General features: G+C 66.6%; 26 protein-coding genes and 2 tRNA genes. 12 read left to right on the top strand and 16 right to left on the bottom strand.

From position 1 onward, the window contains the following. Positions 1–242: 242 nt before the first annotated feature. From DU478_RS08080 to pdxH, 4 genes are all read right to left on the bottom strand, one after another. Positions 243–319, bottom strand: a tRNA-Pro gene (locus DU478_RS08080). A gap of 52 nt (positions 320–371) precedes the next feature. Then, positions 372–857 carry a DUF192 domain-containing protein gene (locus tag DU478_RS08075; RefSeq protein ID WP_114510438.1) on the bottom strand — a complete coding sequence of 162 codons (486 nt, stop codon included), beginning with the start codon at positions 855–857 and terminating at the stop codon, positions 372–374. Continuing rightward, positions 827–1,360: a cold-shock protein gene (locus DU478_RS08070; RefSeq protein WP_233501158.1), complete on the bottom strand. Its 534-nt coding sequence runs from the start codon at positions 1,358–1,360 to the stop codon at positions 827–829. The genes DU478_RS08075 and DU478_RS08070 overlap by 31 nt, the downstream gene beginning before the upstream one ends. Positions 1,361–1,483: 123 nt before the next feature. Then, positions 1,484–2,089: a pyridoxamine 5'-phosphate oxidase gene (gene pdxH / locus DU478_RS08065; RefSeq protein ID WP_114510436.1), complete on the bottom strand. Its 606-nt coding sequence runs from the start codon at positions 2,087–2,089 to the stop codon at positions 1,484–1,486. Between the two features lie 110 nt (positions 2,090–2,199). On the opposite strand from pdxH, the gene fabI reads away from it, so the two are divergent. The 7 genes from fabI (at position 2,200) to trpE (ending at position 9,543) form a co-directional block, all read left to right on the top strand. After that, complete coding sequence (fabI, locus tag DU478_RS08060; protein WP_114510435.1) at positions 2,200–3,006, top strand: enoyl-ACP reductase FabI; 807 nt, start codon at positions 2,200–2,202, stop codon at positions 3,004–3,006. Between the two features lie 4 nt (positions 3,007–3,010). Continuing rightward, the gene (locus tag DU478_RS08055) at positions 3,011–3,619 is read left to right on the top strand and encodes a LysE family translocator (protein ID WP_114510434.1); all 609 of its coding nucleotides are present in this window, start codon (positions 3,011–3,013) and stop codon (positions 3,617–3,619) included. After that, positions 3,620–4,231, top strand: coding sequence for a LysE family translocator (locus tag DU478_RS08050; RefSeq protein WP_114510433.1), 612 nt, complete (start codon positions 3,620–3,622; stop codon positions 4,229–4,231). Between the two features lie 22 nt (positions 4,232–4,253). Then, a complete protein-coding gene (gene gpt, locus DU478_RS08045) occupies positions 4,254–4,757 on the top strand; it encodes a xanthine phosphoribosyltransferase (protein ID WP_114510432.1) in 504 nt (167 codons plus the stop codon). Between the two features lie 184 nt (positions 4,758–4,941). After that, positions 4,942–6,135, top strand: coding sequence for an aminotransferase (locus tag DU478_RS08040; RefSeq protein ID WP_114510431.1), 1,194 nt, complete (start codon positions 4,942–4,944; stop codon positions 6,133–6,135). Between the two features lie 41 nt (positions 6,136–6,176). Then, the gene (locus DU478_RS08035) at positions 6,177–8,027 is read left to right on the top strand and encodes a peptidylprolyl isomerase (protein WP_114510430.1); all 1,851 of its coding nucleotides are present in this window, start codon (positions 6,177–6,179) and stop codon (positions 8,025–8,027) included. 4 nt (positions 8,028–8,031) lie between these two features. Further along, the gene (trpE, locus tag DU478_RS08030; RefSeq protein WP_114510429.1) at positions 8,032–9,543 is read left to right on the top strand and encodes an anthranilate synthase component I; all 1,512 of its coding nucleotides are present in this window, start codon (positions 8,032–8,034) and stop codon (positions 9,541–9,543) included. Positions 9,544–9,886: 343 nt separating this feature from the next. Here the strand turns inward: trpE and DU478_RS08025 are convergent, their stop codons facing one another. After that, the gene (locus tag DU478_RS08025; RefSeq protein WP_114510428.1) at positions 9,887–10,294 is read right to left on the bottom strand and encodes a SufE family protein; all 408 of its coding nucleotides are present in this window, start codon (positions 10,292–10,294) and stop codon (positions 9,887–9,889) included. Positions 10,295–10,421: 127 nt separating this feature from the next. On the opposite strand from DU478_RS08025, the gene DU478_RS08020 reads away from it, so the two are divergent. Continuing rightward, a complete protein-coding gene (locus tag DU478_RS08020) occupies positions 10,422–10,943 on the top strand; it encodes a hypothetical protein (RefSeq protein WP_114510427.1) in 522 nt (173 codons plus the stop codon). Positions 10,944–10,950: 7 nt separating this feature from the next. On the opposite strand, the gene rnd is transcribed toward DU478_RS08020, so the two are convergent. Further along, the gene (rnd, locus tag DU478_RS08015; RefSeq protein WP_114510426.1) at positions 10,951–12,108 is read right to left on the bottom strand and encodes a ribonuclease D; all 1,158 of its coding nucleotides are present in this window, start codon (positions 12,106–12,108) and stop codon (positions 10,951–10,953) included. 223 nt (positions 12,109–12,331) lie between these two features. Between rnd and DU478_RS22870 the strand changes: the two genes are divergently transcribed. Further along, positions 12,332–12,508 (top strand): hypothetical protein, encoded by a 177-nt coding sequence (locus DU478_RS22870; RefSeq protein ID WP_158545758.1) that lies wholly within the window; start codon positions 12,332–12,334, stop codon positions 12,506–12,508. 3 nt (positions 12,509–12,511) lie between these two features. On the opposite strand, the gene purN is transcribed toward DU478_RS22870, so the two are convergent. Beyond that, positions 12,512–13,105: a phosphoribosylglycinamide formyltransferase gene (gene purN, locus DU478_RS08010; RefSeq protein ID WP_114510425.1), complete on the bottom strand. Its 594-nt coding sequence runs from the start codon at positions 13,103–13,105 to the stop codon at positions 12,512–12,514. Next, on the bottom strand, positions 13,102–14,157 hold the full coding sequence (purM, locus tag DU478_RS08005; RefSeq protein WP_114510424.1) for a phosphoribosylformylglycinamidine cyclo-ligase: 1,056 nt from the start codon (positions 14,155–14,157) through the stop codon (positions 13,102–13,104). Before purM ends, purN begins: the two co-directional genes overlap by 4 nt. Before the next feature lie 129 nt (positions 14,158–14,286). Here purM and DU478_RS08000 point away from each other — a divergent pair. Beyond that, positions 14,287–14,363 (top strand) — tRNA-Ile (locus DU478_RS08000). Between the two features lie 71 nt (positions 14,364–14,434). On the opposite strand, the gene DU478_RS07995 is transcribed toward DU478_RS08000, so the two are convergent. The 5 genes from DU478_RS07995 to DU478_RS07975 form a co-directional block, all read right to left on the bottom strand. Beyond that, positions 14,435–15,826: a hypothetical protein gene (locus DU478_RS07995; RefSeq protein ID WP_114510423.1), complete on the bottom strand. Its 1,392-nt coding sequence runs from the start codon at positions 15,824–15,826 to the stop codon at positions 14,435–14,437. 288 nt (positions 15,827–16,114) lie between these two features. Beyond that, a complete protein-coding gene (locus tag DU478_RS07990) occupies positions 16,115–16,906 on the bottom strand; it encodes an FAD binding domain-containing protein (protein ID WP_114510422.1) in 792 nt (263 codons plus the stop codon). Between the two features lie 99 nt (positions 16,907–17,005). Then, positions 17,006–19,369: a xanthine dehydrogenase family protein molybdopterin-binding subunit gene (locus DU478_RS07985; protein WP_114510421.1), complete on the bottom strand. Its 2,364-nt coding sequence runs from the start codon at positions 19,367–19,369 to the stop codon at positions 17,006–17,008. Between the two features lie 90 nt (positions 19,370–19,459). Next, the gene (locus DU478_RS07980; protein ID WP_114510420.1) at positions 19,460–19,945 is read right to left on the bottom strand and encodes a (2Fe-2S)-binding protein; all 486 of its coding nucleotides are present in this window, start codon (positions 19,943–19,945) and stop codon (positions 19,460–19,462) included. A gap of 62 nt (positions 19,946–20,007) precedes the next feature. Further along, positions 20,008–20,526: a CoxG family protein gene (locus tag DU478_RS07975; RefSeq protein ID WP_114510419.1), complete on the bottom strand. Its 519-nt coding sequence runs from the start codon at positions 20,524–20,526 to the stop codon at positions 20,008–20,010. 261 nt (positions 20,527–20,787) lie between these two features. Here DU478_RS07975 and DU478_RS07970 point away from each other — a divergent pair, with 261 nt between their 5' ends. Together DU478_RS07970 and DU478_RS07965 are read left to right on the top strand one after the other, a co-directional pair. Continuing rightward, a complete protein-coding gene (locus DU478_RS07970; protein WP_114510511.1) occupies positions 20,788–21,528 on the top strand; it encodes an ABC transporter ATP-binding protein in 741 nt (246 codons plus the stop codon). Further along, positions 21,525–22,316 carry an ABC transporter permease gene (locus DU478_RS07965; RefSeq protein ID WP_114510418.1) on the top strand — a complete coding sequence of 264 codons (792 nt, stop codon included), beginning with the start codon at positions 21,525–21,527 and terminating at the stop codon, positions 22,314–22,316. The genes DU478_RS07970 and DU478_RS07965 overlap by 4 nt, the downstream gene beginning before the upstream one ends. Before the next feature lie 306 nt (positions 22,317–22,622). Here the strand turns inward: DU478_RS07965 and phoB are convergent, their stop codons facing one another. The 3 genes from phoB to pstB are packed head-to-tail and all read right to left on the bottom strand — an operon-like array spanning position 22,623 to position 24,858. Further along, entirely contained in the window at positions 22,623–23,312 is a 690-nt protein-coding gene (gene phoB / locus DU478_RS07960) for a phosphate regulon transcriptional regulator PhoB (RefSeq protein ID WP_114510417.1), read from the bottom strand. A 4-nt stretch (positions 23,313–23,316) separates the two neighbouring features. Next, positions 23,317–24,057, bottom strand: coding sequence for a phosphate signaling complex protein PhoU (gene phoU / locus DU478_RS07955; protein WP_114510416.1), 741 nt, complete (start codon positions 24,055–24,057; stop codon positions 23,317–23,319). A gap of 3 nt (positions 24,058–24,060) precedes the next feature. After that, positions 24,061–24,858: a phosphate ABC transporter ATP-binding protein PstB gene (gene pstB / locus DU478_RS07950; protein WP_114510415.1), complete on the bottom strand. Its 798-nt coding sequence runs from the start codon at positions 24,856–24,858 to the stop codon at positions 24,061–24,063. Positions 24,859–24,866 lie beyond the last annotated feature (8 nt).

Here is a 24,866-nt window from a genome sequence, read left to right as displayed (position 1 = left end):
TTGATCGAAGCTGCCTTGCACCGGCTTGGAGCGGGATGAAAAAATCGGCGCAAACGCAGAAATGCCACAACATGAAGCGGAGATTTCGCCCCCGACACCACATGATGTGGTGCGAGAAGGCGTTTGTACGGAGGAAAACGACTCGGCCCGAAGACTAGATATGGGGAAGACACGCGGCTGCGACGGCGCGACGCCCTGCGCAGGACATGCGGTTTTCCGACGGCTCACATTGTGCGGAAAAATGGTCGGGGCGATAGGATTCGAACCTACGACCTACGGTACCCAAAACCGTCGCGCTACCAGGCTGCGCTACGCCCCGATCCAAGCGTTCGTTTAGACGCCGCGGCCCGGATTGGAAAGACCAAAGATGTCTAGTCGCAGGGCCAGGCCGCCTGCGCCTGGTCGATGGCCGGATGCTGCATCTGCGCCCCCGCCTCGATCCCCAGCTGCGCCGACAACCCGCCGTTGATCTCGAGCACGTACTGGATGCCGTCGCCGCCGGGGATGCCGGTCAGATCGCCAGGCACCGCGTTGGCATGCACGCGCTGCACAACGCCGCTTGCGTCGGCAAAGATCATGTCCAGCGGAATGAGCGTGTTCTTCATCCAGAAGGCCACGCTCTGCGGTCGCGGGTAGACAAAGAGCATGCCCTGCGACCGGGCCATCTTTTCGACGAACATCAACCCGCGGCTGCGCTTCGGGCCGGTGTCGGCCACGGCGACGCTGAACCGCGCCGTGCCGAAATCGCCTCTCAGGAACAGCGTATCGGGGCTGCAGGCCGCGGTGGCGGAGACCGTACTCAGAAACAGAAAAACGAAAACGGCGGTCAGTCGTCTTGCGACAGCGCGGATTCCCATGCGTGCACCTCGGTGGCCATGCGACCGCGCTTTCCCTCGATCACCCGAATGGCCAGCGCTTCGCCAGGTTGCAGGTCGGCCAGACCGGACCGGCGCAGCACCTCGACATGCACGAACACATCCTCGCTGCGGCCGAACACATTGGCAAAGCCGAACCCCTTGGCCTTATCGAACCATTTGACCCGGGCAGGTTCAAGAGGTGCGGCGTTCATAATCTCGGGATCGATTTCCTCGAAGTCGGCCAGCGGAAGGTTCGAGGCACCTTCGGGCGGCTCGATTCGCAGAACCTCGGTCGCCTGAACCCCGCGTTCCGTCTGTTGCACACGGATTTCGATCCGGGCCTGGTCCGCGACGGAGCTTTGCCCGAAGTTCCGCAGCACGTTGGCGTGCAAGAGGATGTCAGCCCCGCCGTCGTCCGAGATCACAAAGCCGAAGCCCTTGACCGGATCGAACCACTTGACCTTCCCCAGAACGCGTCGCGCTTCTGTTTCATCATCTGTCAAAAGTGTTTCCACTGATTGTATCCCCACATATGTCTTGCGACAACAGGGAGGTCCATTGCAAGCCCCTCTCACTCCAATTTACGCCATATTTCGGCAAAGGATACACTTCACGTGACGTGAATGTCAGGGGTTGAGACGGGTCACCGACCACGCTTCGGCAGGGTTCCGCCGCCGCCAGACGAACCGGTCGTGCAGGCGGAAATCGCCGTCGGCCCAGAATTCGATTTCCACCGGCGCGATGCGGTAGCCGCCCCAGAACGGCGGCCGGTCCGGCGACGTCCCCTTCTGCGTCGTCACCTTCGCCACTTCGGCCATCAGGCTGGTCCGGCTGTCGAGCGGCCGCGACTGTCGCGACGCCCAGGCGCCAAGCCGGCTCTTGAGCGAACGCGACCGGTAATAGGCATCCGCCTGCGGCCCATCCTCGCGCGTGACCGCACCACGCACCCGCACCTGCCGACGCAGGCTTTTCCAGTGCATCACGAAGGCCGCCTTTCCAGAGGCGTCGATCTCAGTGCCCTTGGCGCTTTCGTAATTGGTATAAAAGACGAAGGCCGCCGGCTCGATCTCCTTCAGCAGCACCATGCGCACGTTGGGCAATCCGTCGGCATCGACCGAGGCGAGCGCCATGGCATTGGGGTCGTTGATCTCTGACCGTTCCGCCTCTGCCAGCCAGCGGCGGGCGATCTCGAAAGGATCGTTGCCCGCGAAGATACCGGTTCTGTCGCTCATGTCTCTGGCCTTTCGCCTTGGGATGCGCCCGCACGGACGGGCATGTGCTCTTGATGGGGTCCCGGCATTCGCCTAAAGGACAGGAACCTAATGTCGGCTGGAGGGAACGGATGTCAAATACACTGATGGCGGGCAAGCGCGGCCTGATCATGGGCCTGGCGAACGACAAGTCGATCGCCTGGGGGATCGCCAAGACCCTCGCCGATGCCGGTGCAGAGCTTGCATTCTCCTACCAGGGCGAGGCGCTGAAAAAGCGTGTGGGCCCGCTGGCGGAACAGCTTGGCTCGGACATCGTGCTGCCTTGCGACGTCGCCGACATGGCCTCGGTGGATACGCTTTTCGCCAGCCTGGGCGAGCATTGGGACAGCCTCGATTTCGTCGTGCACGCCATCGGATTCTCCGACAAGAGCGAATTGCGGGGCCGCTACGTCGATACCAGCCGCGACAACTTCGCCATGACCATGGACATCTCGGTCTACAGCTTCACCGCGGTCATGCAGCGCGCCGAGAAGATGATGACCAACGGCGGTTCGGCCTTGACGATGACCTATTACGGCGCCGAACGGATCATGCCGCATTACAACGTCATGGGCGTGGCCAAGGCGGCGCTCGAGGCCTCCGTCCGCTACCTCGCCGAGGATCTGGGCAAGGACAACATCCGCGTCAACGCGATCTCTGCCGGGCCGATCAAGACGCTGGCCGCCTCCGGCATCGGCGATTTCCGCTACATCATGAAGTGGAACGAATACAACTCGCCCCTGCGCCGCAACGTGACCATCGAGGATGTGGGCAAATCCGCGCTCTACCTGCTGTCGGACTTGGGCTCCGGCGTCACCGGAGAGACGCACCATGTGGACGCCGGATACCACGTCGTCGGGATGAAGGCGGTGGACGCACCCGACATCACCAAGGCCTGACACGATGACCCTCGCCGCCCTTCTCGCCTTCAACATCGCCCTGCTGGTGGCCCTCGCGAGCCCAGGACCTGCGCTTCTGCTGGCGCTGCGCACGGCGCTGGTGGCAGGTCCGCGAGCGGGCATCGCCACGGGCGTGGGGCTGGCCCTGGTCGCGGCCGGCTGGACCGCCGCGGCGCTGCTGGGCCTGCAGGCGGTCTTCGCGCTCGTGCCGTTCGCATATTTCGCCATCAAGACCGTCGGTGCGCTCTACCTTCTGTGGATCGCCTACACCCTTTGGCGCGATGCCCGCGCGCCGCTGGCCGATCCCGCCCGCCGGATCGACCCGGCGCGCGCCTTCCGGACCGGCATGCTGGTCAACCTCGCCAATCCAAAATCCGTGCTCTTCGCCTCTGCGGTGCTGCTGGTGATCTTTCCCCCCGACCTGTCGATCACGGCCAAGGGGCTGATCGTGCTCAATCATTTCCTGGTCGAGGTTATGGCCTACACTGCTTTCGCGATCCTCCTGGGCACGGCACGGGCGCGCGGCGCCTACCCGCGCGCCAAGCCGCTGCTCGACCGCATTGCGGCGGGCGTTCTGGGCCTTCTCGGCCTGCGCCTTCTGGTGGCGCGCTAGATGACGCTTGGCGCCTTTCTCACGGTGGCGTTGATCCACCTCGCCGCGGCGATGAGCCCGGGGCCATCCTTCGTCGTCGCCGCGCGGACCGCCGCCACCGACGGCTTCGGCACCGCCTGCGCGCTGTCGCTCGGATTCGGGCTGGGGGCGGCGCTCTGGGCGCTGGCGGCGATGGCCGGTCTGGCGCTCCTTTTCGAACTGGTGCCGGCGCTCTTTGCCGTGCTCAAGATCGTCGGCGGGCTGTTCCTGATCTGGATTGCCTGGACGCTCTGGCGCCACGCGACCAGCCCCCTGCCCGACACCGCCACACGCGGCCCGCGCTCGGCGCTTTCCGCGATGCGCTTCGGCTTCCTGACTTTTGCCACCAACCCCAAGACCGCGGTCTTCTTCGGCGCCGTGTTCGTGGGTCTGGTGCCCGCAGACACGCCGCTGGCCCTGCGCGCGGCACTGATCGTGGTGATCTTTGCCAACGAGGTGCTATGGTACATCGCCGTCGCCTTCGCCTTTTCCCGGCCCCGTGCCCGCGCGCTCTACCTGCGCGCCAAGGCCTGGCTGGACCGCGCCTTCGGGCTGCTGATCGCGGGGTTCGGCCTGCGCATCGCGCTCACCTGACCGACCCTGCAAAGGATATGCCATGACCGATCTCCTGCCCCATGAAAAAGGCTTTCACGTCAGCTGGGACCAGCTTCACCGCGACGCCCGAGCGCTGGCGTGGCGGCTGCAGGGCCATGGACCCGAGAACGGCGCCTGGAAGGCGGTGGTCGCAATCACCCGCGGCGGCATGGCGCCGGCGATGATTGTCGCGCGCGAGCTCGACATCCGCACCGTCGACACGATTTCGGTGAAATCCTACAACCACCAGACCCAGTCCGAACCCAGGGTGATCAAGTCGCCCGACATGGAGGTGGTGGGCGACGGCACCGGCGTCCTGATCGTCGACGACCTCGTCGACACCGGCCGCACGCTCGAAGTGGTGCGCGCGCATATGCCGAACGCACATATCGCCACGGTCTATGCCAAGCCCAAGGGCCGCCCGCAGGTCGACACTTTCATCACCGAAGTCAGCCAGGACACCTGGATCTTCTTCCCCTGGGACATGGCGCTGCAATACGTCAAACCGTACCGTGGCGACGAATGACCGGCGCCGCGCCAGAAGAACTTGATGCCTCCGGCGGGAGTTTATCGGCAAGATGAAGCGGGGGCGTCTCGATCCAACTTCATCTTGCACCGCGAGTTTTGCACAGCAAAACCCGCGGGGAAACCTCCGGGGAGTTTGAGGGGCTGGCCCCTCAATCCCGACAGTTGAGAAAGAGCAGACCCCGATGACCACACGCACCGCGAGCACCTTCGCCCCGCCCGTCATGGAAGCGCGCCGCTGGCTCGACGGCGTGAGCCACCCCGCCGACCGGCCGCTCATAAACGTGAGCCAGGCGGCCCCGGTGGATCCGCCGCCCGCGCCGCTGCGCGCCGCCATGGCGGAGGCGCTGGAGCTGACGGAAACGCACCTTTACGGGCCCGTGCTGGGCCTGCCTGAACTGCGGGCGGAGCTGGCGGTGCAGTGGTGCGCGCATTACGGCGGCGCGGTCGCGGCGGACGAGGTCGCGATCACCGCGGGCTGCAACCAGGCCTTCGCCGCGGTCATCACCGCGCTGTGTACCGAGGGTGACGAGGTGATCCTGCCGACGCCCTGGTACTTCAATCACAAGATGTGGCTCGACATGGCGGGCGTGCGGGCCGTGCCGCTGTCCACCGGGCCGGACCTGTTGCCCGACGCCGCGGCGGCGCGCGCGCTCGTCACCCCGCGCACCCGCGCCATCGCCCTCGTCACCCCCAACAATCCCGGCGGCGTCGAATATCCCGCCGCGACGCTGCGCGCCTTTGCCGACCTCGCCGCCGAGACCGGCCTGCGGCTGATCGTCGACGAGACCTACCGCGATTTCGACAGCCGCGCCGCCCCGCCGCACGACCTGCTGCGGGACGGGGTCGGCGCGCCGCTGATTCAGCTCTACAGCTTTTCCAAGGCCTACCGCCTCACCGGCCACCGCGTCGGCGCCGTCATCGCCGAAGCGCCGTTGCTGGCCGAGATCGAGAAGTTCCTCGACACGGTCGCGATCTGTGCGCCGCAGCTGGGCCAGCGTGCAGCCCTCTGGGGCCTGCAGAACCTCGGGCCATGGCTGGCGGGTGAACGGGCGGAAATCCTCGACCGCCGCGCCGCGATCGCGGAAAACATGCCGAAACTCGAGGCGCAGGGCTGGCGGCTGCTGGGCGTCGGCGCCTATTTCGCCTATCTCCAGCACCCCTTTGCCGACAGCGCCGCCGATCTGGCGCCGAGGCTGGTGCGCGAGGCGGGCGTGCTCGCCCTGCCCGGCACCATGTTCATGCCCGCCGGCGACGACCGCGGCGCGCGGCAGTTCCGCATCGCCTTTGCCAATGTCGACCGCACCGGGATCGGCGCGCTTTTCGACCGGCTCGCCGCGCTCGACTGGCCCCTTGCGAGCCCCGACCGCCCAGCGTAGACACGGGTGCAATTCGCACCAGCCCAGGGGATCAGCGGCAGATGGCATTCAAGGCGCGCAGTCTTTCCAAGACCTTCGTATGGATTCTCATGGGCCTGCTGATCCTGGGTCTGGCGGGGTTCGGCGCCACGAACCTGTCGGGCACCCTGCGCAGCATCGGCACCGTGGGCGACCGCAGCATCGGCGTCGACCGCTACGCCCGCACCTTGCAGAACGAGATCCGTGCCCAGCAGGCCGAAACCGGCAATCCGCTCACCGTGTCACAGGCCGTGGCCCAGGGGCTCGACCAGCGCGCGCTGGCGCAGCTGGTGACCGCCGCGGCGCTGGACGAAGAGGCCGAACGCATGGGCCTCTCCATCGGGGACGCGGAACTGGCGCGGCAGGTGCAGCAGATCGGGGCCTTCCAGGGGCCCGACGGCAGCTTCGACCGCGAGGCCTACCGCTTTGCCCTGCAGAACAACGGCCTCTCGGAATCGGAATTCGAAGAGGATCTGCGCGGCGAATCCGCCCGCACCCTGTTGCAGGGCGCGGTTCTGGCCGGAAACACCCTGCCCGAGACCTATGTGAACACGATCCTCGCCTATGCCGGCGAAGAGCGCAGCTTTACCTGGTCGATCCTCGGGGAAGGCGCGCTCGACACCGGCGTGCCCGAACCGACCGAAGCCGACCTGCAGACCTATTACGACGAGAATATCGACGCCTATACCCGTCCCGAAACCCGGGCGATCACCTATGCCTGGCTGACGCCCGAGATGATCGTGGACACCGTCGAGGTCGACGAAGAGGCCCTGCGCGAGGCCTACGAGGCCCGCGCGGCCGAGTTCAACCTGCCCGAACGGCGGCTGGTCGAACGGCTGGTCTTCTCCGACGAGGCCGCGGCGCAAGAGGCGCTGGACCGGATCGAAAGCGGCGACGCCACCTTCGAGACCACCGTCGCCGTGCGCGGCCTGAGCCTGGCCGATGTGGACATGGGCGATGTCACGCAGCCCGCGCTCGGCGCCGCCGGAGAACCGGTTTTTGCCGCCGAGACCGGCGCTGTGGTCGGCCCCCTGCCCTCGGACCTCGGACCGGCGCTCTACCGCGTGAACGGGGTGCTGGCCGCGCAGACCACGCCCTTCGAAGAGGCCGAGCCGCAGCTGCGCAACACTTTGGCGCTGGACCGGGCGCGCCGGGTGATCGAAACCCAGGCGCAGGGATTCGACGACCTGATGGCCGGCGGTGCGACCCTCGAGGACCTGGCCGAAGAGACCGAGATGGACCTGGGCCAGATCGACTGGACCGGGGGCAGCGAGGACGGCATCGCCGCCTACGAGGCGTTTCGCGAGGCGGCTGCCGCGGCCACGCCCGAGGATTTTCCGGACGTGGAAGAGCTGGGAGACGGCGGCGTCTTCGCCCTGCGCGTCGACGAGGTCCGCCCGCCCGCGCCGGCGCCGCTGGACGAGGTGCGCGACCGTGTGCGCCAGGGCTGGGAGACTGCGCAGAAGACCGCAGCGCTCGAAGAGCAGGCGCAGGGCCTCGTGCAGCAGCTGGGCGACGGCCAGACCTTCGAGGCGCTGGGGCTGGAGCCGCGCAGCGACGAGAACCTGACCCGCACCGCCAACATCCAGGACCTGCCGCCGGGCCTGCTGCCGGCGGTCTTCGACATCGCGGCCGAGGGTGAGGCCGCCGTCGTGCCGCTGATGGGCTCGGTGGCGCTCGTGCGGCTCGATGCGATCACACCCGCCGATCCCGAGGCCGAGGGCAATGCGCAGCTGGCGCAGTTGCTGCGCGACCAGGCGGCGGGCGATCTCGCCAACGATCTCTTCCGAGCGCTCAGCGCCGACATCCAGTCCCGCGTCGGTGTCAGCATCGACCAGAGCGCGCGCAACGCCGTGCACACGCAGCTGCAGTAGCGCCATGGCCCTGACCCCCGCCTTCGACGCCTTCGCCCGCGCCTACGAGGCCGGGGAAAACCAGGTGGTCTATTCGCGCCTGGCCGCCGACCTCGACACCCCGGTGTCGCTGATGCTGAAACTGACGGGGGCCGCCAAGGACGCGTTCGTGCTGGAATCGGTGACGGGCGGCGAGGTGCGCGGGCGCTATTCGATCATCGGCATGAAACCCGACCTGGTGTGGCAGTGCCATGGCGACACCAGCCGCCTGAACCGCCAGGCCCGGTTCGATCCCGACGCCTTCGAGGACATGCCCGGCGATCCGCTTTCGGCGCTGCGCAGCCTGATCGCCGAGTCGCGCATCGATCTGCCCGCGGATCTGCCAAAGGCGGCAGCGGGGCTCTTCGGCTACCTTGGCTACGACATGATCCGCCTGGTGGAGCACCTGCCCGATGTGAACCCCGATCCGCTGGGCCTGCCGGACGCGATGATGATCCGGCCCTCGGTGGTGGCGGTGCTCGACGGGGTCAAGGGCGAGGTCACGGTGGTGTCGCCGGCTTGGGTCAACGACGGGCTCTCGGCCCGCGCCGCCTATGCCCAGGCCGCGGAACGGGTGATGGACGCGGTGCGCGACCTCGAACGCGCGCTGCCGCAGGCGAGCCGCGAAATGGGTGAGGCGCAGGAGGCGGGCCCGCCGGTGTCGAACTTCACGCCCGAGGCCTACCGCGCGGCGGTCGAAACCGCCAAGGACTACATCCGCCGCGGCGACATCTTCCAGGTCGTGCCGTCGCAGCGCTGGACGCAGGATTTCGCCCTGCCGCCCTTCGCGCTCTACCGTTCGCTGCGGCGCACCAACCCGTCGCCCTTCATGTTCTACTTCAACTTCGGCGGCTTCCAGGTGATCGGCGCCAGCCCCGAGATCCTCGTGCGGGTCTTCGACCGAGAGGTCACGATCCGTCCCATCGCCGGCACCCGGCCGCGTGGCGCCACGCCGGAAGAGGACGACGCGCTCGAGGCCGAGCTGCTGGCCGACCGGAAGGAACTCGCGGAACACCTGATGCTGCTGGACCTCGGGCGCAACGACACCGGCCGGGTGAGCAAGATCGGCACGGTGCGGCCCACGGAAAAATTCATCATCGAACGCTACAGCCACGTCATGCACATCGTGTCGAATGTGGTGGGCGAACTGGCCGAGGATCAGGACGCGCTCTCGGCCCTGCTGGCGGGGCTGCCCGCAGGCACGGTGAGCGGCGCGCCCAAGGTCCGCGCCATGCAGATCATCGACGAGCTCGAGCCGGAAAAGCGCGGCATCTACGGCGGCGGCGTCGGCTATTTCTCGGCGGGCGGCGACATGGACATGTGCATCGCCCTGCGCACGGCCATCGTGAAGGACGCCAAGCTTTACATCCAGGCCGGCGGCGGCGTGGTCTACGACAGCGATCCCGAGGCGGAATTCCAGGAAACCGTGCACAAGTCCAACGCCATCCGACGCGCGGCTGCGGATGCTGCGCGCTTTACCGGCAGCGGGAATATCTGAGACGGCGGACGGGGGGCTGTCTGCCCCCCGGGCACTGCGTGCCTCCCCCCGAAGGGTTATTTTGAACCAGAGAAGCAAGGGTTTCTTAACCCTTTCACGCCAGTCTGACCGGGCGGTACAGGCGGAGGCGTCGATGACCGCAACCGGAGAAGCCTCCTGCCCTCCGTGGCAGGAGGTGGACCGCGCCCTGATCTTCTCCGGTTATCAATACCCCTCGGGGGAGTCGCGGCGTGCCGCGACGGGGGCAGAGCCCCCTTGATCAAAGGAACGCAACGAATGCCGCCGGAATCACCGGTCCGGCAAGGGCCTTGATCGCCTGGCGCTGGCGGGTCTTCGCGGCATGTCAGGCCGCCGCGGCCTGCGCGCGGATTCGCTCGATCATCGCGCGCAACCCGTTCGAGCGCTGCGCCGACAGGTGATCGTGCAGGCCAAGCCGCCCCAGCTCGGTGCGGGCGTCGACCTTGCCGACCTCGGCGACCGGCACACCGTCATAGAGCCTGTGCAGCACCGCGATCAGGCCGCGCACGATCATGGCATCGCTGTCGCCGCGGAAATGGTAGACGCCGTCCGAAATCTCGGGATGCAGCCAGACCTGGCTCGCGCAGCCCTCGACCTTGGTGGCGGGGACGCGCAAGGCCTCGGGCAGCGGCTCCATCGCCTTGCCCATCTCGATCACCAGCCGGTAGCGGTCTTCCCAATCCTCCAGGAATTCGAAATCCGCAACCACGTCCTCGAAGGCTTCCTGCGCCATGTCCAGTCCCTTTTCCCTTTCCACATCAGGTAAGTGGGACCCGGAAAAAGGTCCACCCCCGCCTTGATGCTTTTCAACCGCGCCGCAATGCGATAACCGGAAAGGGTCAGGCAAGAGGCGGCGTGTCATGGTCAAATCCCTATCGATCCTTCTGATTTCGGCCACGGTGCTGACCAGTTGCGGGGCCGTGCGCGAGTCGCGGATCAACCCGTTCAACTGGTTCGGCCGCAGCGAGCCGGTCGCCGTCCAGACGGTCCAGAGCGGGACGGTCAACCCTCTCATTCCTGCGCGGCGCCACAATCCGCTGGGCCTGCGCACCGACAATACGCCGGTCGAATACACCGCGCCCCCTATCGCGGAGGTCACAGAGCTGCTGATCGAACGCCGGACGGGCGGCGCGATCATCCGGGCCACCGGGCAGTCCGATGTCGTCGGCCCGTTCGACGTGCGGATGACACTGGACGAAGCCGCCAGCGGCAACGGCACGCTGGCCTATACGCTGCGCGCCTTTCAGACACCCGGACCGCGCAGCACCGGTCCGCTGGCACGTCTGGTGACCGCGGCGGTCTACCTGACCGATCAGGACCTTGCCGGGATCAGCACCATCCGGGTGGCGGGCCGCGAGAACGCGCTGGCCTCGCGGCGCTGAGCGCCGCTCAGAGCTCGATCACCGCCACGTCCTTGCCCTTCGCGGCCAGCGCAATGCGGCCTTCGCAAAGCTTCAGCGCATCCTCTCCGAACACCTCGCGCCGCCATCCGCGCAGCGCATCCACGTCCCGCAAGCCAGCGGCGATGGCGTCGAGGTCGGCCGCGGGTGCGATCAGCTTCGACGCGACACCGGCGCTTTCGGTCTTGGCCTTCAAGAGCACGCGCAAAAGGTCCGCCAGCGCCGGGTTCACCTGCAGTTTGTCGCGGCTGGTGTCGACCTGCGGCAGGTCCTCCTTGGGCAGGTTCAGGCCGGTCTTGACTGCCGCCAGAATGCCGTCGGCGATGTCGCCCTTGCGCGCCTCGCGCAGCAGGAGCCGCGAGCGTCCCAGGTCGTCGTGGTTCTGCGGCTTGGTCGAGGCCAGTTCGACCAGCGCATCGTCCTTGTAGACCCGGCTGCGCGGGATGTTGCGGTCCTGCGCATAGCGTTCGCGGAAGTTCGCCAACTCGCGCACGATGGCCAAAAAGCGCGGGCTCGACGACCGCGTCTTGATGCGCTTCCAAGCCTCTTCGGGCCGGGTGATGTAGGTTTCGGGGTTGGTGAGCAGCGCCACCTCTTCGGCCACCCAGCGATGCCGCCCGGTCTGTTCGAGCTTTTCCGCCAGGAATTCGTAGATCTGGCGCAGATGCGTCACGTCCGCCAGCGCATAGGTTTTCTGCGCATCCGACAGCGGTCGCCGCGACCAGTCGGTAAAGCGCGAGGACTTGTCGAGCCCGGACTTGGCGATGCGTTTCACAAGCGTCTCGTAGCCCACCTGTTCGCCGAAACCGCAGACCATCGCCGCCACCTGCGTGTCGAACATCGGCTGCGGGATCACGCCGTGATCGACGTAGAAGATCTCGAGATCCTGGCGTGCGGCGTGGAACACCTTGACCACACTTTCGTCGCGGAAGAGGTCCATCAGCGGTGCCAGCGAAAGACCGTCGGCCAGCGGATCGACCAGCACCGCCGTGTCGTCGGTGGTGCCGGGCATGGCCAACTGCACGAGACAGAGTTTCGAATAATAGGTCCGTTCGCGCAGGAATTCCGTGTCGACGGTGACATAGGGGTGGGTTGCGGCCTCTGCGCAGAAAGAGGCAAGCGCGTCCGTCGTGGTGATCGTTTTCATGCAGGCTCCGGCGCCGGGTTGTAGGGTTCTGCCACCTAACCGCATTCCGCGCCGAAAGCAAAGCGTGCAGGCGTCTCCGCCTCGTCGTCGGGCGGCTGCGCTGATGGCTCGCGCGACAGGTCCGGCCATCACTTAACGTGATGGAAGTCGGATCAAACATTCATTTCCATAATGCCGGTGACGCGCCTATCTGGAGGACATCACAGTCATACGGAGACACACCATGACGACCCTCGACACTTTCGTCGGCGCCCGCCCCCGACCCGACCTGTCGCTTCTGCCGGCCCTCGCCACCGCCGCGTTCCTGCTGGTGGTGATCGGCGGGGCCGCCCTGACAGCCCCGGCACAACCCGAGGCGACACTCGACTGGCACGGCAACAGCGCGACGCTGGCACGCTGAGTCCTACGGCAGAAGCACCGGTTCGCGGCGTCCGGCGGCGAACCGGCGCAGCACCGCCGGGTAGAGGCGATGCTCCATCTCCAGCACCCGCGCAGCCAGGCCTTCGGGCGTGTCGCCGGGCTGCACCGGCACCCGCGCCTGCCCCAGGATCGGGCCGTCGTCCAACGCCGGCGTCACCTCGTGCACGGTGCAGCCGTGTTCGGCATCGCCGGCCTCCAGCGCCCGTGCATGGGTGTGCAACCCGCGATACTTGGGCAGGAGCGACGGGTGGATGTTCAGCATCCGGCCCTGCCAACGGGCGACGAAACCTTCGGTCAGGACCCGCATGAACCCCGCCAGACACAGGATGTCGGGCGCCGCCTGGCTCAGGCGTTCGTGCAACGCCTCCTCGAAGGCGCCCCGGTCCCCGGCAAACGGGCGGTGATCGACGAAACCCGTCTCGATCCCCATGGCGGCGGCCTTCTCCAGCCCGCCCGCATCGGCGCTGTTGGCCATCACCAGCACCGGCCGCGCCGGATGGTCGCCGGTCATGCTGCGCGCGAGGGCGACCATGTTCGACCCCCCACCCGACAGCAGGATCGCCACGCGTCTGGTCACATCAGCGTCCCGGAGTAGTGCATGCCGGGGCGGTCCACGACCCGGCCCAGGGCGTGTACCTCTTCACCGGCCCGGGTCAGCAGGTCGGCAAGCGCGCCCGCGCGGTCGGCGGAGACCACGAGGATCATGCCGATGCCGCAATTGAAGGTCTTGAGCAGTTCCGCCTCGGCCATGCCGCCGGTCTGGGCGAGCCACTGGAACACCGGCGGCAGTTCCCAGGCATCGAGGAAGACCTCGGCGCCGCAGCCCTCGGGCAGGACGCGCGGCAGGTTCTCGGTCAGGCCGCCGCCGGTGATATGCGCCAGCGCATGAACCCCGCCCGCGCGCACCGCCTCCAGAGCCTGTCGGACGTAGAGCCGCGTCGGCGTCAGCAGCGCCGCCCCCAGCGTGCCCTCGTCCCAGGGGCAGCCCGCGTCCCAGCCCAGACCCGAGACCTCGACCAGCTTGCGCACGAGGCTATAGCCGTTGGAATGCACGCCGTTCGACCCCAGCCCCAGCAGCACGTCGCCGGATGCCACGCCCTCGGGCAGCGCGCCGCCGCGTTCCATTGCGCCCACGGCAAAACCGGCAAGGTCGAAGTCGCCCGCTTCGTACATGCCCGGCATCTCGGCCGTCTCGCCGCCGATCAATGCGCAACCCGACAGCTGACAGCCCTCGGCGATGCCTTCGATCACCTGCGCCGCGATCTCGGTCTCGAGCTTGCCGGTGGCGAAATAGTCGAGGAAAAACAATGGCTCCGCCCCTTGGCAGACCAGGTCGTTCACGCACATGGCAACGAGGTCGACGCCGACGCCGCCGACATGGCCTGTGTCGATGGCGATGCGCAGCTTGGTGCCCACGCCGTCGGTCGCGGCCACCAGCACCGGGTCGGTGTAGCCGGCGGCCTTGAGGTCGAAGAGCGCGCCGAAGCCGCCCAGACCCGCCATCACGCCGGGCCGGTCGGTGCGCTTCGCGGCGGGCTTGATGCGTTCGACAAGGGCGTTGCCCGCGTCGATATCCACGCCCGCATCCGCATAGGTGATGCCGCTCTGTTTCGGGGTCTCGCCGGTCATCGCGCTCTCCGTCTGATCTGGTCGCGGCATAGCGCATGGCGGAAATGAAGGAAAGCGCGAAGGCGGCCCGCGGTCGCCCGATGCTTCGGGCTTGACCCGTGCGGCGCGGATGGTATGCAGCCAGTCGGCGGGCCTGTAGCTCAATTGGTTAGAGCAGAGCGCTCATAACGCTTTGGTTGCGGGTTCAAGTCCTGCCGGGCCTACCAGTCCGCCCCGCCCCGCACAGCAAAAGACCCGAAGGCGGCGCCTCCGGGTCTTTCGTTTTTCTATATGCCGATCAGGCCACGTGCATCATCGGATCGTCCTCGGTCGTGTCGTCCTCGGGCGTATCGTCACTTTCGCAGACGCTGGTTTCCTGCAGGTACTGGCTGAGGTCGATCTTGTCGGGCTTGCCTTCGCCGTGGGCATAGGGGGCCTCGACCTCGACGGTGAGTTCGTCATCCCGCAGACCGTCGATGCCCTTCTCGGGATCGGCTGCCGGCAGCATGATCTCGTCCACATCGTTGAAATGTCCCCAGCCGACGGATGCGCCGTCACTGTCGAGGAATTCCACCGTACCGGACAGCTTGCCCGTGGCCGGATCGACCGCCTGATTGATGATGCGCAGGTCGCCCTCATCGCTCAGGTCAAGCACGGTCTTGGTGCCACCGGGGCACGGAGCGCCGTCCGAGCCTTTGGTGCCGCCGGAACCGCTGCCCTTCGTACCACCCGAGCCCGAGCCCTTGGTGCCGCCGGACCCGGAACCCTTGGTGCCGCCCGAACCGGAGCCCTTGCTACCACCCGAGCCGGAGCCCTTGGTGCCGCCGGAGCCTTTGCTGCCGAACCACTTGCTCCAGCGCGATCCYTTGGTGCCGCCGGACCCGGAGCCCTTGGTGCCGCCCGAACCGGAGCCCTTGCTACCACCCGAGCCGGAGCCCTTGGTACCGCCGGAACCTTTGCTGCCGAACCACTTGCTCCAGCGCGATCCCTTGGTGCCGCCCGAGCCGGAGCCCTTGGTCCCGCCGGAACCCTTGGTCCCGCCGGAGCCTTTGGTCCCACCGGAACCCTTGGTCCCGCCGGAGCCTTTGGTCCCACCGGAACCCTTGGTCCCGCCGGAGCCCTTGGTGCCACCAGAGCCCTTGGTGCCACCAGAGCCCTTGGTGCCGCCGGAGCCTTTGGTGCCGCCGGAGCCTTTGGTGCCGCCAGAGCCCTTGGTGCCGCCGGAGCCCTTGGTGCCGCCGGAGCCCTTGGTCCCACCGGAGCCCTTGGTGCCCTTAGTGCCTTTGGTACCGCCCGAACCCTTGGTCCCGAACCACTTGCCCCAATGCGACCCCTTGGTGCCGCCCGAGCCCTTGGTGCCTTTCGTGCCACCGGACCCCTTGGTGCCGCCGGAGCCTTTGGTGCCGCCCGACCCCTTGGTGCCGCCCGACCCCTTGGTGCCGCCGGAGCCTTTGGTGCCGCCGAACTTGTCGTGCTCGTGACGCAGGGTCTCGAGCTTCTCGTAATACTTTTCGAGACGGCTGCTGTACCAGTTGCTGAAGGATTTTCCCTCGACCCCGCCGTTGTGGTACGACTTCGAGCTGCTGGCCTTCATGCCGCCGCCGGTCCCGGACCCCTTGGTGCCGCCGCTGCCGCTGCCGCGATTGCGATCGTGGCTCTTATATTTCGAGCTGAAAAAACGATATCCCATAACTGACCTCCTGATGATGGTTACGCGTGATCTCCCGCCCCCAGGGATCCATTCGGGCACTATGCGGCCCGACCCGGATCGAGCCAAATTTTCCGCTCATTTCTGACTGATTTGGCGGTCTTTGACCGCGGCTCACGGTGAAATCCGCAGGCGATCCGAGACACCGTTTCCTTTGGGGAAACCGACAGCAGCGGTTCCGCGGCGAAAACAAGGCACCGCGATTCGCGGCAAAGAAAAACCCCCGGTCGCGTGACCGGGGGTTTTCGATGGATCAGTAAGCGCGTGGGATCAGTGCGCGGCGGCAACCGCCCGCTTGGTCATCACCGCCACCAGATGCGCGCGGTAGTCGCCGCTGCCGTGCAGGTCCGAGATCATGCCGTCGCCCGGCACCGACAGGCCGTCAAGCGCGCCAGCCGAAAAGTCCTTGGACAGCGCCGCCTCGGCCTCGCTCCAGCGGAACACGCCGTCGTTGGAGGCACCGGTCACCGCGACCCGCACGCCGTCGGCGTATTTCGCGACGAAGACCCCCACCAGCGCAAAGCGCGAGGCGGGCTGTTCGAACTTCATGTACTTGGCCTTTTCCGGAACCGGGAACTTGACCTCGGTGATGATCTCGCCCTCGTCCAGCGCTGTGGTGAACATACCCTGGAAATAGTCGTCGGCGGCGATCTCGCGGGTGTTGGTCACGATGGTCGCGCCCGATCCAAGCGCCGCCGCCGGATAACAGGCCGAGGGATCGTTATTGGCCAGGCTGCCGCCGATGGTGCCGCGGTTGCGCACTGCCGGGTCGCCGATATGGCTGGCAAGCTCCGCCAGCGCCGGATAATGCGCCGCCGCCTCTTTCGCCACCACGGCATGTTTGGTGCCGCCGCCGATGCACACCCGCCCGTCGTCATCCTTGCAGACGCCCTGGATCTCGGCGATGCCCGTGAGGCTGACCAGGACCGATGGCATCGCCAGGCGCTGCTTGAGTGTCGGGATCAGGGTCTGCCCCCCGCCGAGCGCCTGCGCCTCTTCCTTGCCCAGGGCGGCGACCGCATCGGCCACCGATGTGGGCCGTTCCACGTCAAATGCATACATTTTTTCGTCCTCCTTGAACCATGCCCGACCTCATGGGCTTCTCTGGTTCTCAATAACCCTCGGGGGTCCGGGGGCAGCGCCCCCGGTCCCGCCGTCCGTTCACCCTTGCATCGCTGCCCAGACGCGCGATGGCGTCGCCGGCATGTCGATATGGGTCACCTTGTGGCCGCCCGACTGCAGCGCGTCCACCACCGCGTTGATCACAGCGGGGGGCGATCCGATGGCGCCGGCCTCGCCGCAGCCCTTCACCCCGAGCGGGTTGTGGGTACAGGGCGTCTGGCAGGAATGGTCGACCTGGTAGAACGGCACGTCGTCGGCGCGCGGCATGGCGTAATCCATGTAGGAGGCCGACAGCAGCTGGCCGTTCTCGTCATAGGCGCAGTTTTCCAGCAGCGCCTGGCCGATGCCCTGGGCGATACCGCCGTGAACCTGGCCCGACACGATCATCGGGTTGATGATGTTGCCGAAATCGTCGGCGGCCGCGAACCGCTCCACCGTCACCTTGCCGGTCTCGGGATCGACCTCGACCTCGCAGCAATAGGCGCCGGACGGATAGGTGAAGTTGCTGGGATCGTAGAACGCCGTCTCCTCCAGCCCCGGCTCGATATCCTCGAGCGGGTAGTTGTGCGGCACGTAGGCCGCCAGCGTCACGTCGCCCCAGGCCACGGACTTGTCCGTGCCCGCGACGCTGAAGGCGCCGTCCTTGAGTTCGATATCCGCCTCAGAGGCTTCCATCAGGTGGGCCGCGATCTTCTTGGCCTTGTTGATGATCTTCTCGGTGGCGCGGACCATGGCCGACCCGCCCACGGCAATCGAACGCGACCCGTAGGTGCCCATGCCCATCGGCGTGTTGGCGGTGTCGCCGTGCACGATGTCGATCATGCTCTCGTCGATGCCCAGCATCTCGGCCACAACCTGCGGAAAGGCGGTTTCATGCCCCTGCCCGTGGCTGTGGCTGCCGGTCATCACCGAGATCGTGCCGGTGGCGTTGACCCGAACGGTGGCGGATTCGTAGAGACCGGCACGCGCCCCGAGCTGCCCCACCAGGTTCGACGGCGCGATGCCGCAGGCCTCGATGTAGCAGTTGATGCCAAGGCCGCGCAGCTTGCCGTTCTTCTCGCTTTCCGCGCGGCGGGCGGCGAAGCCCTTGACGTCGGCGATTTCTTCGAGCTTGGCCATGGTCGCCATGTAGTCGCCGGTGTCATATTCCACCGCCACCGGGGTGGCATAGGGGAACTCGGTGATGAAGTTCTGCTTGCGCAGCGCGATGGGATCGACACCCAGTTCGCGCGCCGCCTTGTCGATCACGCGCTCGAGCTGGAAGGTCGCCTCGGGGCGTCCCGCGCCGCGGTAGGCATCGACCGGCACGGTGTTGGTGAACACCGCCTTCACGTTCACGTAGATGTTGGGCGTCTTGTAGTTGCCCGCCATCAGCGTGCCGTGCAGCCAGGTCGGCACCGACGGTGCGAAGGTCGACAGATACGCGCCCATGTTGGCGTAGGTTTCCGTGCGGATCGCGGTGAAGTTGTTGTCCTTGTCGAGCGCCAGTTCGATCTTGGTCACGTGGTCGCGGCCATGGGCGTCGGACATGAAGGCCTCGGACCGGGTCGAGGTCCACTTGACCGGGCGCTTGATCTGGCGCGCGGCGAAGGTGCAGAACGCCTCTTCGGCGTAGTGGAAGATCTTGGTGCCGAAACCGCCGCCCACGTCCGGGGCCACGACGCGCAGCTTGTGCTCGGGGATGCCGAGGACGAAGGCGCCCATCAGCAGACGGATCACATGCGGGTTCTGACTGGTGGTGTAGAGCGTCGACATGTCGTCGGAGCGGTTGTAGTCGCCGAGGGCGACGCGCGGCTCCATCGGGTTGGCGACAAGCCGGTTGTTCACCAGTTCCAGCGTGGTCACGTGGGCGGCGTTCTTGATCGCCTCCTCCACCGCACCCTTGTTCTCCTCGACGAAGCCCCAGTCGTAGCAGAGGTTGTCCGACAGCTCGTCATGCACCTTGGGCGCGCCGTCCTTGAGGGCGGCCTTCATGTCCACGGCGGCGGGCAGGTCCTCGATCTCGACCATGATCGCCTCGGCGGCATCGCGGGCCTCGGCCAGTGTGTCGGCGACGACGGCGGCGATGGGCTCGCCCACATGGCGCACCTTGCCCTGCGCCAGCACCGGATGCGGCGGCTCCTTCATCGGCTCGCCGTGACGGTCGGTGACCTGCCAGCCACAGGGCAGACCGCCCACGCCTTCGAAATCCGCTCCGGTGAAGATGCGCACCACGCCCGGCATCTTGGCCGCCTCGGCGGTGTCGATGCTGGTGATCTTGCCATGCGCCACGTCCGAGCGCAGGAAATGCACGTAGGTCTGGTGCAGAACGTTGATGTCGTCGGTATACTTGCCGTGACCGGTCAGAAAGCGGACGTCTTCGCGCCGCTTCGTGCTGGCCCCGATGCCATTGTCTTTGGGCATTTTAGGTCCTCCCTGGGGATGGTGGGTTGGAAACCCACCCTACGCTTCGTTCCGCGGCACGGGGGCACCCGCCCCGCCGCCGCGCGTGGCTCATTCGGCGGCTACGCTGCTCACGTCCTGGCCCGATGCGGCCATGATCGCCTTGACGATGTTGTGGTAGCCGGTGCAGCGGCAGATGTTGCCCTCGAGATGATCGCGGATCTCGGCCTCGGAAGGCTTGGGGTTTTCCTTGAGCAAGGCGGTGGCGGTCATCACCATTCCGGGCGTGCAGAAACCGCACTGAAGCCCGTGGTGGTCCTGGAACGCCTGCTGCACGACCGACAGCGATCCGTCGTCGTTCTCGACCGCCTCGATGGTGGTGACCTCGGCGCCCTCGGCCTCGGCGGCGAACATGGTGCAGCTCTTCACCGCCTCGCCGTTCACATGCACGACGCAGGCGCCGCACTGGCTGGTGTCGCAGCCGACATGAGTGCCGGTCAGGTTGAGTTTTTCTCGCAGGAACTGCACCAGAAGCGTGCGTCCCTCCACGTCGCGGCTGACGGATTTCCCGTTCACCGTCATCGTTACCTTTGCCATGTGATCCTCCCGTGGAAATTGTGTGATCTTTCAGACGGCCGCAGCACGCGGTCCGCCGGGCGTCAGTTCGACACCATCCTCTTGAACCAGCCTTTCTTCTTGCCGTCCGCCTCGGCCTCGGGGGCCGCGTCGGGATCGGCGGGGCCTTCGACGGCCTCCTGGAAATTCTGGAAAAACTTGTCGGCCATGTTCTTGGCGAACCCGTCGATGATGCGGCTGCCCAGCTGCGCCAGCTTGCCGCCGACCTTGGCCTCGACGTCGTAATGCAGCATCGTGCCCGCGTCGGTCGGTTCGAGCTTCACGTCCGCGCCGCCCTTGGCGAAACCGGCAGCACCGCCCTTGCCCTCGCCCGAGAGCGTCAGCGAGTTCGGTTCGTTCATGTCCGAGATCGTCACCTGCCCCTTGAAGGTCGCCTTCACCGGTCCGACCTTCTGCACCACCGTCGCCTCGAACCCGTCTTCCGGGCTGCCGGTCATCTCTGTACATCCCGGCACGCAGGCCTTGAGCACCTCCGGGTCGAGAATGGCGGCCCAGACGACCTCGGGGGCTGCCTTGATCTCGCGGGAATCGCTCATCTTCATCGGAACACCTCCTCGTCCAATTTCGGGCAGCCTAGCAGGCTGAGGCAGCGGTGATATTAGACCATTGGCCTAGATTGCCGCCGAGACAAGTTTCACGAAGCCGCGGGGCCGTTGCAAGTCCCGCGTGCGGCTGCGCTTCGGGTCGCCGGTCCCACCCCGACCCTTTGCGGGGTTGAGAGGCGCCGCGGCCACGGATACAGTGTCTGCGAACCCCCGCGCAGATACGCGCAACCCTCTGAAAAGAAACGCACACTCGCCATGATCCAAGGTCTTTCCGTCGATCGCGTCAGCTACCGCTACGGCGACAAGGTGGCGCTGGACGCGGTCAGCTTCGACGTGGCGCCGGGCCGATTTGCGGCGCTGCTGGGCCCGAACGGCGCCGGCAAGTCGACGCTGTTCTCGCTTCTGACCCGGCTGTTCACCACCGGAGACGGGCGGATCTCCATTGCCGGTCAGGACATGGGCCGCACGCCGCGCGCTGCGCTGGCGCGCATGGGCGTGGTGTTCCAGTCGCCGACGCTGGACCTCGATCTGACGATCCGGCAGAACCTGAGCTACTTCGCCGCGCTGCACGGCCTCTCGGGCCGCGATGCACGCAGGCGCATCGACGCCGCCCTCGACCGGCTGGAAATCCGCGCGCGCGCGGGCGAGAAAGCGCGCAACCTCAACGGCGGCCACCGCCGCCGGACCGAGATCGCGCGGGCGCTGGTCCACGACCCCAGCGTGCTGCTGCTGGACGAGCCGACCGTGGGGCTCGATGCTGCCGCGCGGCAGTCGATCACCGAGCACGTGCACCGCCTCTGTGCCGAGGACAACCTCACCGTCCTCTGGGCCACGCACCTGACTGACGAGGTCTACGACGACGATCAGCTGGTGCTGCTGCACCAGGGGCGCATCCTCGCGGGCGGCACCTGCGCCGAGCTGCGCGGCGACAAGTCGCTCAAGGACTATTTCCTGGACCTGACCCAGATGCCCCGCCAAAGCACCGAGGCGGCGCTATGATTCCCTATCTCGTTGCGCTCCGCGCCATCGTCCTGCGCGAAGGGCTGCGCTTCATCCACCAGCGCGAACGCTTCGTCGCGGCGCTGGTGCGCCCGCTGGTCTGGCTGCTGGTCTTCGCCGCCGGGTTCCGCGCCGCGCTCGGCCTGTCGATCATCCCGCCCTACGCGACCTACATCACCTACGAGACCTATATCGTGCCGGGCCTCTGCGGAATGATCCTGCTCTTCAACGGGATGCAGAGTTCCCTGAGCCTGGTCTACGACCGCGAGACCGGGTCGATGCGGCTCTTGCTGACGGCGCCCCTGCCGCGCGGCTGGCTGCTCTTCTGCAAGCTCCTGGGCAGCACGGCGATTTCCATCGTGCAGGTCTATACCTTCCTCGCCATCGCGGCGCTTTTCGGCATCGAGATGAACGCCTGGGGCTATGTCGCCGCCCTGCCCGCGCTGGTGATCTCGGGGCTGATGCTGGGCGCGCTGGGGCTGGCGCTGTCGAGCTTCATCAAGCAGCTGGAGAATTTCGCCGGCGTGATGAATTTCGTCATCTTCCCGATGTTCTTTCTCAGCTCGGCGCTCTACCCGCTGTGGAAGATGGCGGAGTCGAGCCCGCTCCTGCGCGACATCTGCGCGTTCAACCCGTTCACCCACGCGGTCGAACTGATCCGCTTCGCGCTGTACATGCAATTCAACGGCATGGCGCTTTTGTGGGTGTTGCTGGCGACGGTGCTGTTCATGGCCTGTGCGCTCTGGGGATATGACCCCGCGCGCGGGATGGTGAAGCGCAAGGGATGAAACCGGGCCTTGGCGCTACTTCGCCCGGCAGCCAGCGGGGTGCCGCACTGACGGTTCCGCTTAGCGCTTTATGCCAGCACAATCCGGACGAATTTGCAGCCACGTGCCAAGCTCAACCAAAGCGGCAGCCCGGTGGGCTGGCTGCCGCTGCCCGGCGGCTGCAAGCAGCCTTTGTTCCGGGTGGGTGCGGGCTGAAAGGTCAGGGTACAGCCGGTTTCAAAGCGCCACGCTGCCCCGCGGCCGCAAGCGACCTCGATCCCGGTCGGGTGTGGGGTGAGAGCTCGGATCAGCGCAAACCCTTGGACCCTACCCCAGCGCATACCCCGCGCCGCGCACGGTGCGCAGCGGGTCGGTGCCTCCGTGCTGGCTCAGCGCCTTGCGCAGGCGGCCGATGTGGACGTCCACCGTGCGCGTGTCGACGTAGATGTCGCGACCCCAGACCCGGTCCAGAAGCTGCTCGCGGCTCCAGACCCGGCCGGGCTTTTCCATGAAGGTCGAGAGCAGCCGGAATTCCGTTGGCCCCAGCTTCAGCGCCTCGCCCGACCGGGTGACCCTGTGGGTTTCCGCATCGAGCACGATGTCGTCGTATTCAAGCCGCAGCCCGGCGGCGGCGGGGCGGGTGCGGCGCAGCTGAGCGCGCACGCGGGCCATGAGCTCGACCACAGAATAGGGCTTGGTCACGTAGTCGTCGGCGCCGGTTTCCAGACCGCGCACCTTGTCCACCTCTTCGGACCGGGCCGAGAGCATGATCACCGGCGTGTTGCGGGTGCCGACCTTGGTCTTGAGCTGGCGGCAGACCTCGATGCCCGAGACATTGGGCAGCATCCAGTCCAGCACGATGATGTCCGGCGCCTCTTCGTCGACCATCATCAGCGCCTCTTCGCCGTTCTCGGCGCGCGCCACGCGAAAGCCTTCGGCCTCGAGGTTGTAGCTCAGCACCTCGCGCTGCGCCGCCTCGTCCTCGACCACCAGAACCACCGGCTGATCCGCGCTCATGCCGTCACTCCTGCTCTGCGCCCGCTTCGACGCTGTAGCTGGCGTCGGTCGAGGTCAGATCGCCCTTGGGCCGCGGGACGCCGGGCTTGGCGCCAGTCACGAGGAAAACCACCTGTTCCGAGATCGAGGTCACGTGGTCGCCCATGCGCTCGATGTTCTTGGCAATGAAATGCAGATGCATGCAGGCGGTGATGTTGCGCGGATCCTCGAGCATGAAGGTCAGGAATTCGCGGAAGAGCGTATTGTACATCTGGTCGACGTCGCGGTCGCGTTCGATCACGTCCTGTGCCAGTTCCGCGTCGCGCTGGATATAGGCGTCGAGCGCGTCCTTGAGCATCAGCTCGACCTCGCGCGCCATGCGCCGCAGGGTGCTGGACGACCCGTTGATGGGCTGCAGTTGCACGAGAACGCCGGTGCGCTTGGCCATGTTCTTGCTGAGGTCGCCGATGCGTTCGAGGTTCGCGGACATGCGCATCACCGACAGGATCACCCGCAGGTCGACGGCGGTGGGTGCGCGCAGGGCGATGACCCGCGCGGCCTCTTCGTTCAGCCGTTCCTCAAGCGCGTCGATGACCCGGTCGCCGGCGCGCACGCGTTCGGCCAGTTCCTCGTCGCGGGTCTCGAGCGACTTCGCCGCATCGCGGATGGCGGTCTCGACCAGGCCGCCCATCTTCATGATCTGTGCCTGGATGCCCTCCAGGTCCCGGTCGAAGGCCGAGGCGATGTGTTCGTTCATCTCGTGCATGACTTATCCGATCCGTCCGGTGATGTAGGACTCTGTGCGCTTGTCGGTAGGATTGGTGAAGATCTTGTTGGTGTCGTCGTATTCCACCAGGTTGCCCAGGTGGAAGAAGGCGGTCTTCTGGCTGACCCGCGCGGCCTGCTGCATCGAGTGCGTGACGATCACCACCGCGTAGTTCTGGCGCAGCTCGTCGATCAGTTCTTCGACCTGGGCCGTGGCGATGGGATCGAGCGCCGAACAGGGCTCGTCCATCAGCAGGATCTCGGGTTCGGTGGCCACCGCGCGGGCGATGCAGAGACGCTGCTGCTGACCGCCCGACAGGCCCGTCCCCGGCGCCTGGAGCCGGTCCTTGGCTTCGTTCCAGAGCGCGGCGCGGCGCAAAGCCGACTCGACGATGTCGTCAAGCTCGGCCTTGTTGCGGGCCATGCCGTGGATACGCGGGCCGTAGGCCACGTTGTCGTAGATCGACTTCGGGAACGGGTTGGGTTTCTGGAACACCATGCCGACCTTGGCGCGCAGCTGCACCGGATCGACACGCTTGTCGTAGATATCCTCGCCGTCGATGTGGATGTCGCCCTCGACCCTGCAGATGTCGATGGTGTCGTTCATCCGGTTCAGGCAGCGCAGGAAGGTCGACTTGCCGCAGCCCGAGGGGCCGATGAAGGCGGTGACGGTCTTGTCGGCGATCTGCACGTCCACGTCCTTGATGGCGTGGGTGTCGCCGTAATAGACCTGTACGCCCTTCGCGGCGATCTTGGTATCGGTTGCGGTCACGGTTCTCTCCGAATTTGGCACGTCGTACATGTTGTCTC

It is taken from the genome of Thalassococcus profundi (assembly GCF_003344785.1).
Classification (GTDB): domain Bacteria; phylum Pseudomonadota; class Alphaproteobacteria; order Rhodobacterales; family Rhodobacteraceae; genus Puniceibacterium; species Puniceibacterium profundi.
The sequence above is the reverse complement of the archived record's forward strand: the minus strand, read 5'-3'. Positions and strand labels throughout refer to the sequence as shown.

Bases quoted from the DNA above. Each gene is read 5' to 3' on its own strand.
- purM (WP_114510424.1), bottom strand. From the start codon at position 14,157: ATGACCGGCGAGACCCCGAAACAGAGCGGCATCACCTATGCGGATGCG.
- fabI (WP_114510435.1), top strand. From the start codon at position 2,200: ATGTCAAATACACTGATGGCGGGCAAGCGCGGCCTGATCATGGGCCTG.
- rnd (WP_114510426.1), bottom strand. From the start codon at position 12,108: ATGAAAACGATCACCACGACGGACGCGCTTGCCTCTTTCTGCGCAGAG.
- trpE (WP_114510429.1), top strand. From the start codon at position 8,032: ATGGCCCTGACCCCCGCCTTCGACGCCTTCGCCCGCGCCTACGAGGCC.
- DU478_RS08055 (WP_114510434.1), top strand. From the start codon at position 3,011: ATGACCCTCGCCGCCCTTCTCGCCTTCAACATCGCCCTGCTGGTGGCC.
- DU478_RS08020 (WP_114510427.1), top strand. From the start codon at position 10,422: ATGGTCAAATCCCTATCGATCCTTCTGATTTCGGCCACGGTGCTGACC.
- DU478_RS07980 (WP_114510420.1), bottom strand. From the start codon at position 19,945: ATGGCAAAGGTAACGATGACGGTGAACGGGAAATCCGTCAGCCGCGAC.
- DU478_RS08075 (WP_114510438.1), bottom strand. From the start codon at position 857: ATGGGAATCCGCGCTGTCGCAAGACGACTGACCGCCGTTTTCGTTTTT.
- DU478_RS08025 (WP_114510428.1), bottom strand. From the start codon at position 10,294: ATGGCGCAGGAAGCCTTCGAGGACGTGGTTGCGGATTTCGAATTCCTG.
- gpt (WP_114510432.1), top strand. From the start codon at position 4,254: ATGACCGATCTCCTGCCCCATGAAAAAGGCTTTCACGTCAGCTGGGAC.
- DU478_RS22870 (WP_158545758.1), top strand. From the start codon at position 12,332: ATGACGACCCTCGACACTTTCGTCGGCGCCCGCCCCCGACCCGACCTG.
- phoU (WP_114510416.1), bottom strand. From the start codon at position 24,057: ATGCACGAGATGAACGAACACATCGCCTCGGCCTTCGACCGGGACCTG.
- phoB (WP_114510417.1), bottom strand. From the start codon at position 23,312: ATGAGCGCGGATCAGCCGGTGGTTCTGGTGGTCGAGGACGAGGCGGCG.
- pdxH (WP_114510436.1), bottom strand. From the start codon at position 2,089: ATGAGCGACAGAACCGGTATCTTCGCGGGCAACGATCCTTTCGAGATC.
- DU478_RS08035 (WP_114510430.1), top strand. From the start codon at position 6,177: ATGGCATTCAAGGCGCGCAGTCTTTCCAAGACCTTCGTATGGATTCTC.
- DU478_RS08040 (WP_114510431.1), top strand. From the start codon at position 4,942: ATGACCACACGCACCGCGAGCACCTTCGCCCCGCCCGTCATGGAAGCG.
- DU478_RS07990 (WP_114510422.1), bottom strand. From the start codon at position 16,906: ATGTATGCATTTGACGTGGAACGGCCCACATCGGTGGCCGATGCGGTC.
- pstB (WP_114510415.1), bottom strand. From the start codon at position 24,858: ATGTACGACGTGCCAAATTCGGAGAGAACCGTGACCGCAACCGATACC.
- DU478_RS07965 (WP_114510418.1), top strand. From the start codon at position 21,525: ATGATTCCCTATCTCGTTGCGCTCCGCGCCATCGTCCTGCGCGAAGGG.
- DU478_RS07975 (WP_114510419.1), bottom strand. From the start codon at position 20,526: ATGAAGATGAGCGATTCCCGCGAGATCAAGGCAGCCCCCGAGGTCGTC.
- DU478_RS08050 (WP_114510433.1), top strand. From the start codon at position 3,620: ATGACGCTTGGCGCCTTTCTCACGGTGGCGTTGATCCACCTCGCCGCG.
- DU478_RS07985 (WP_114510421.1), bottom strand. From the start codon at position 19,369: ATGCCCAAAGACAATGGCATCGGGGCCAGCACGAAGCGGCGCGAAGAC.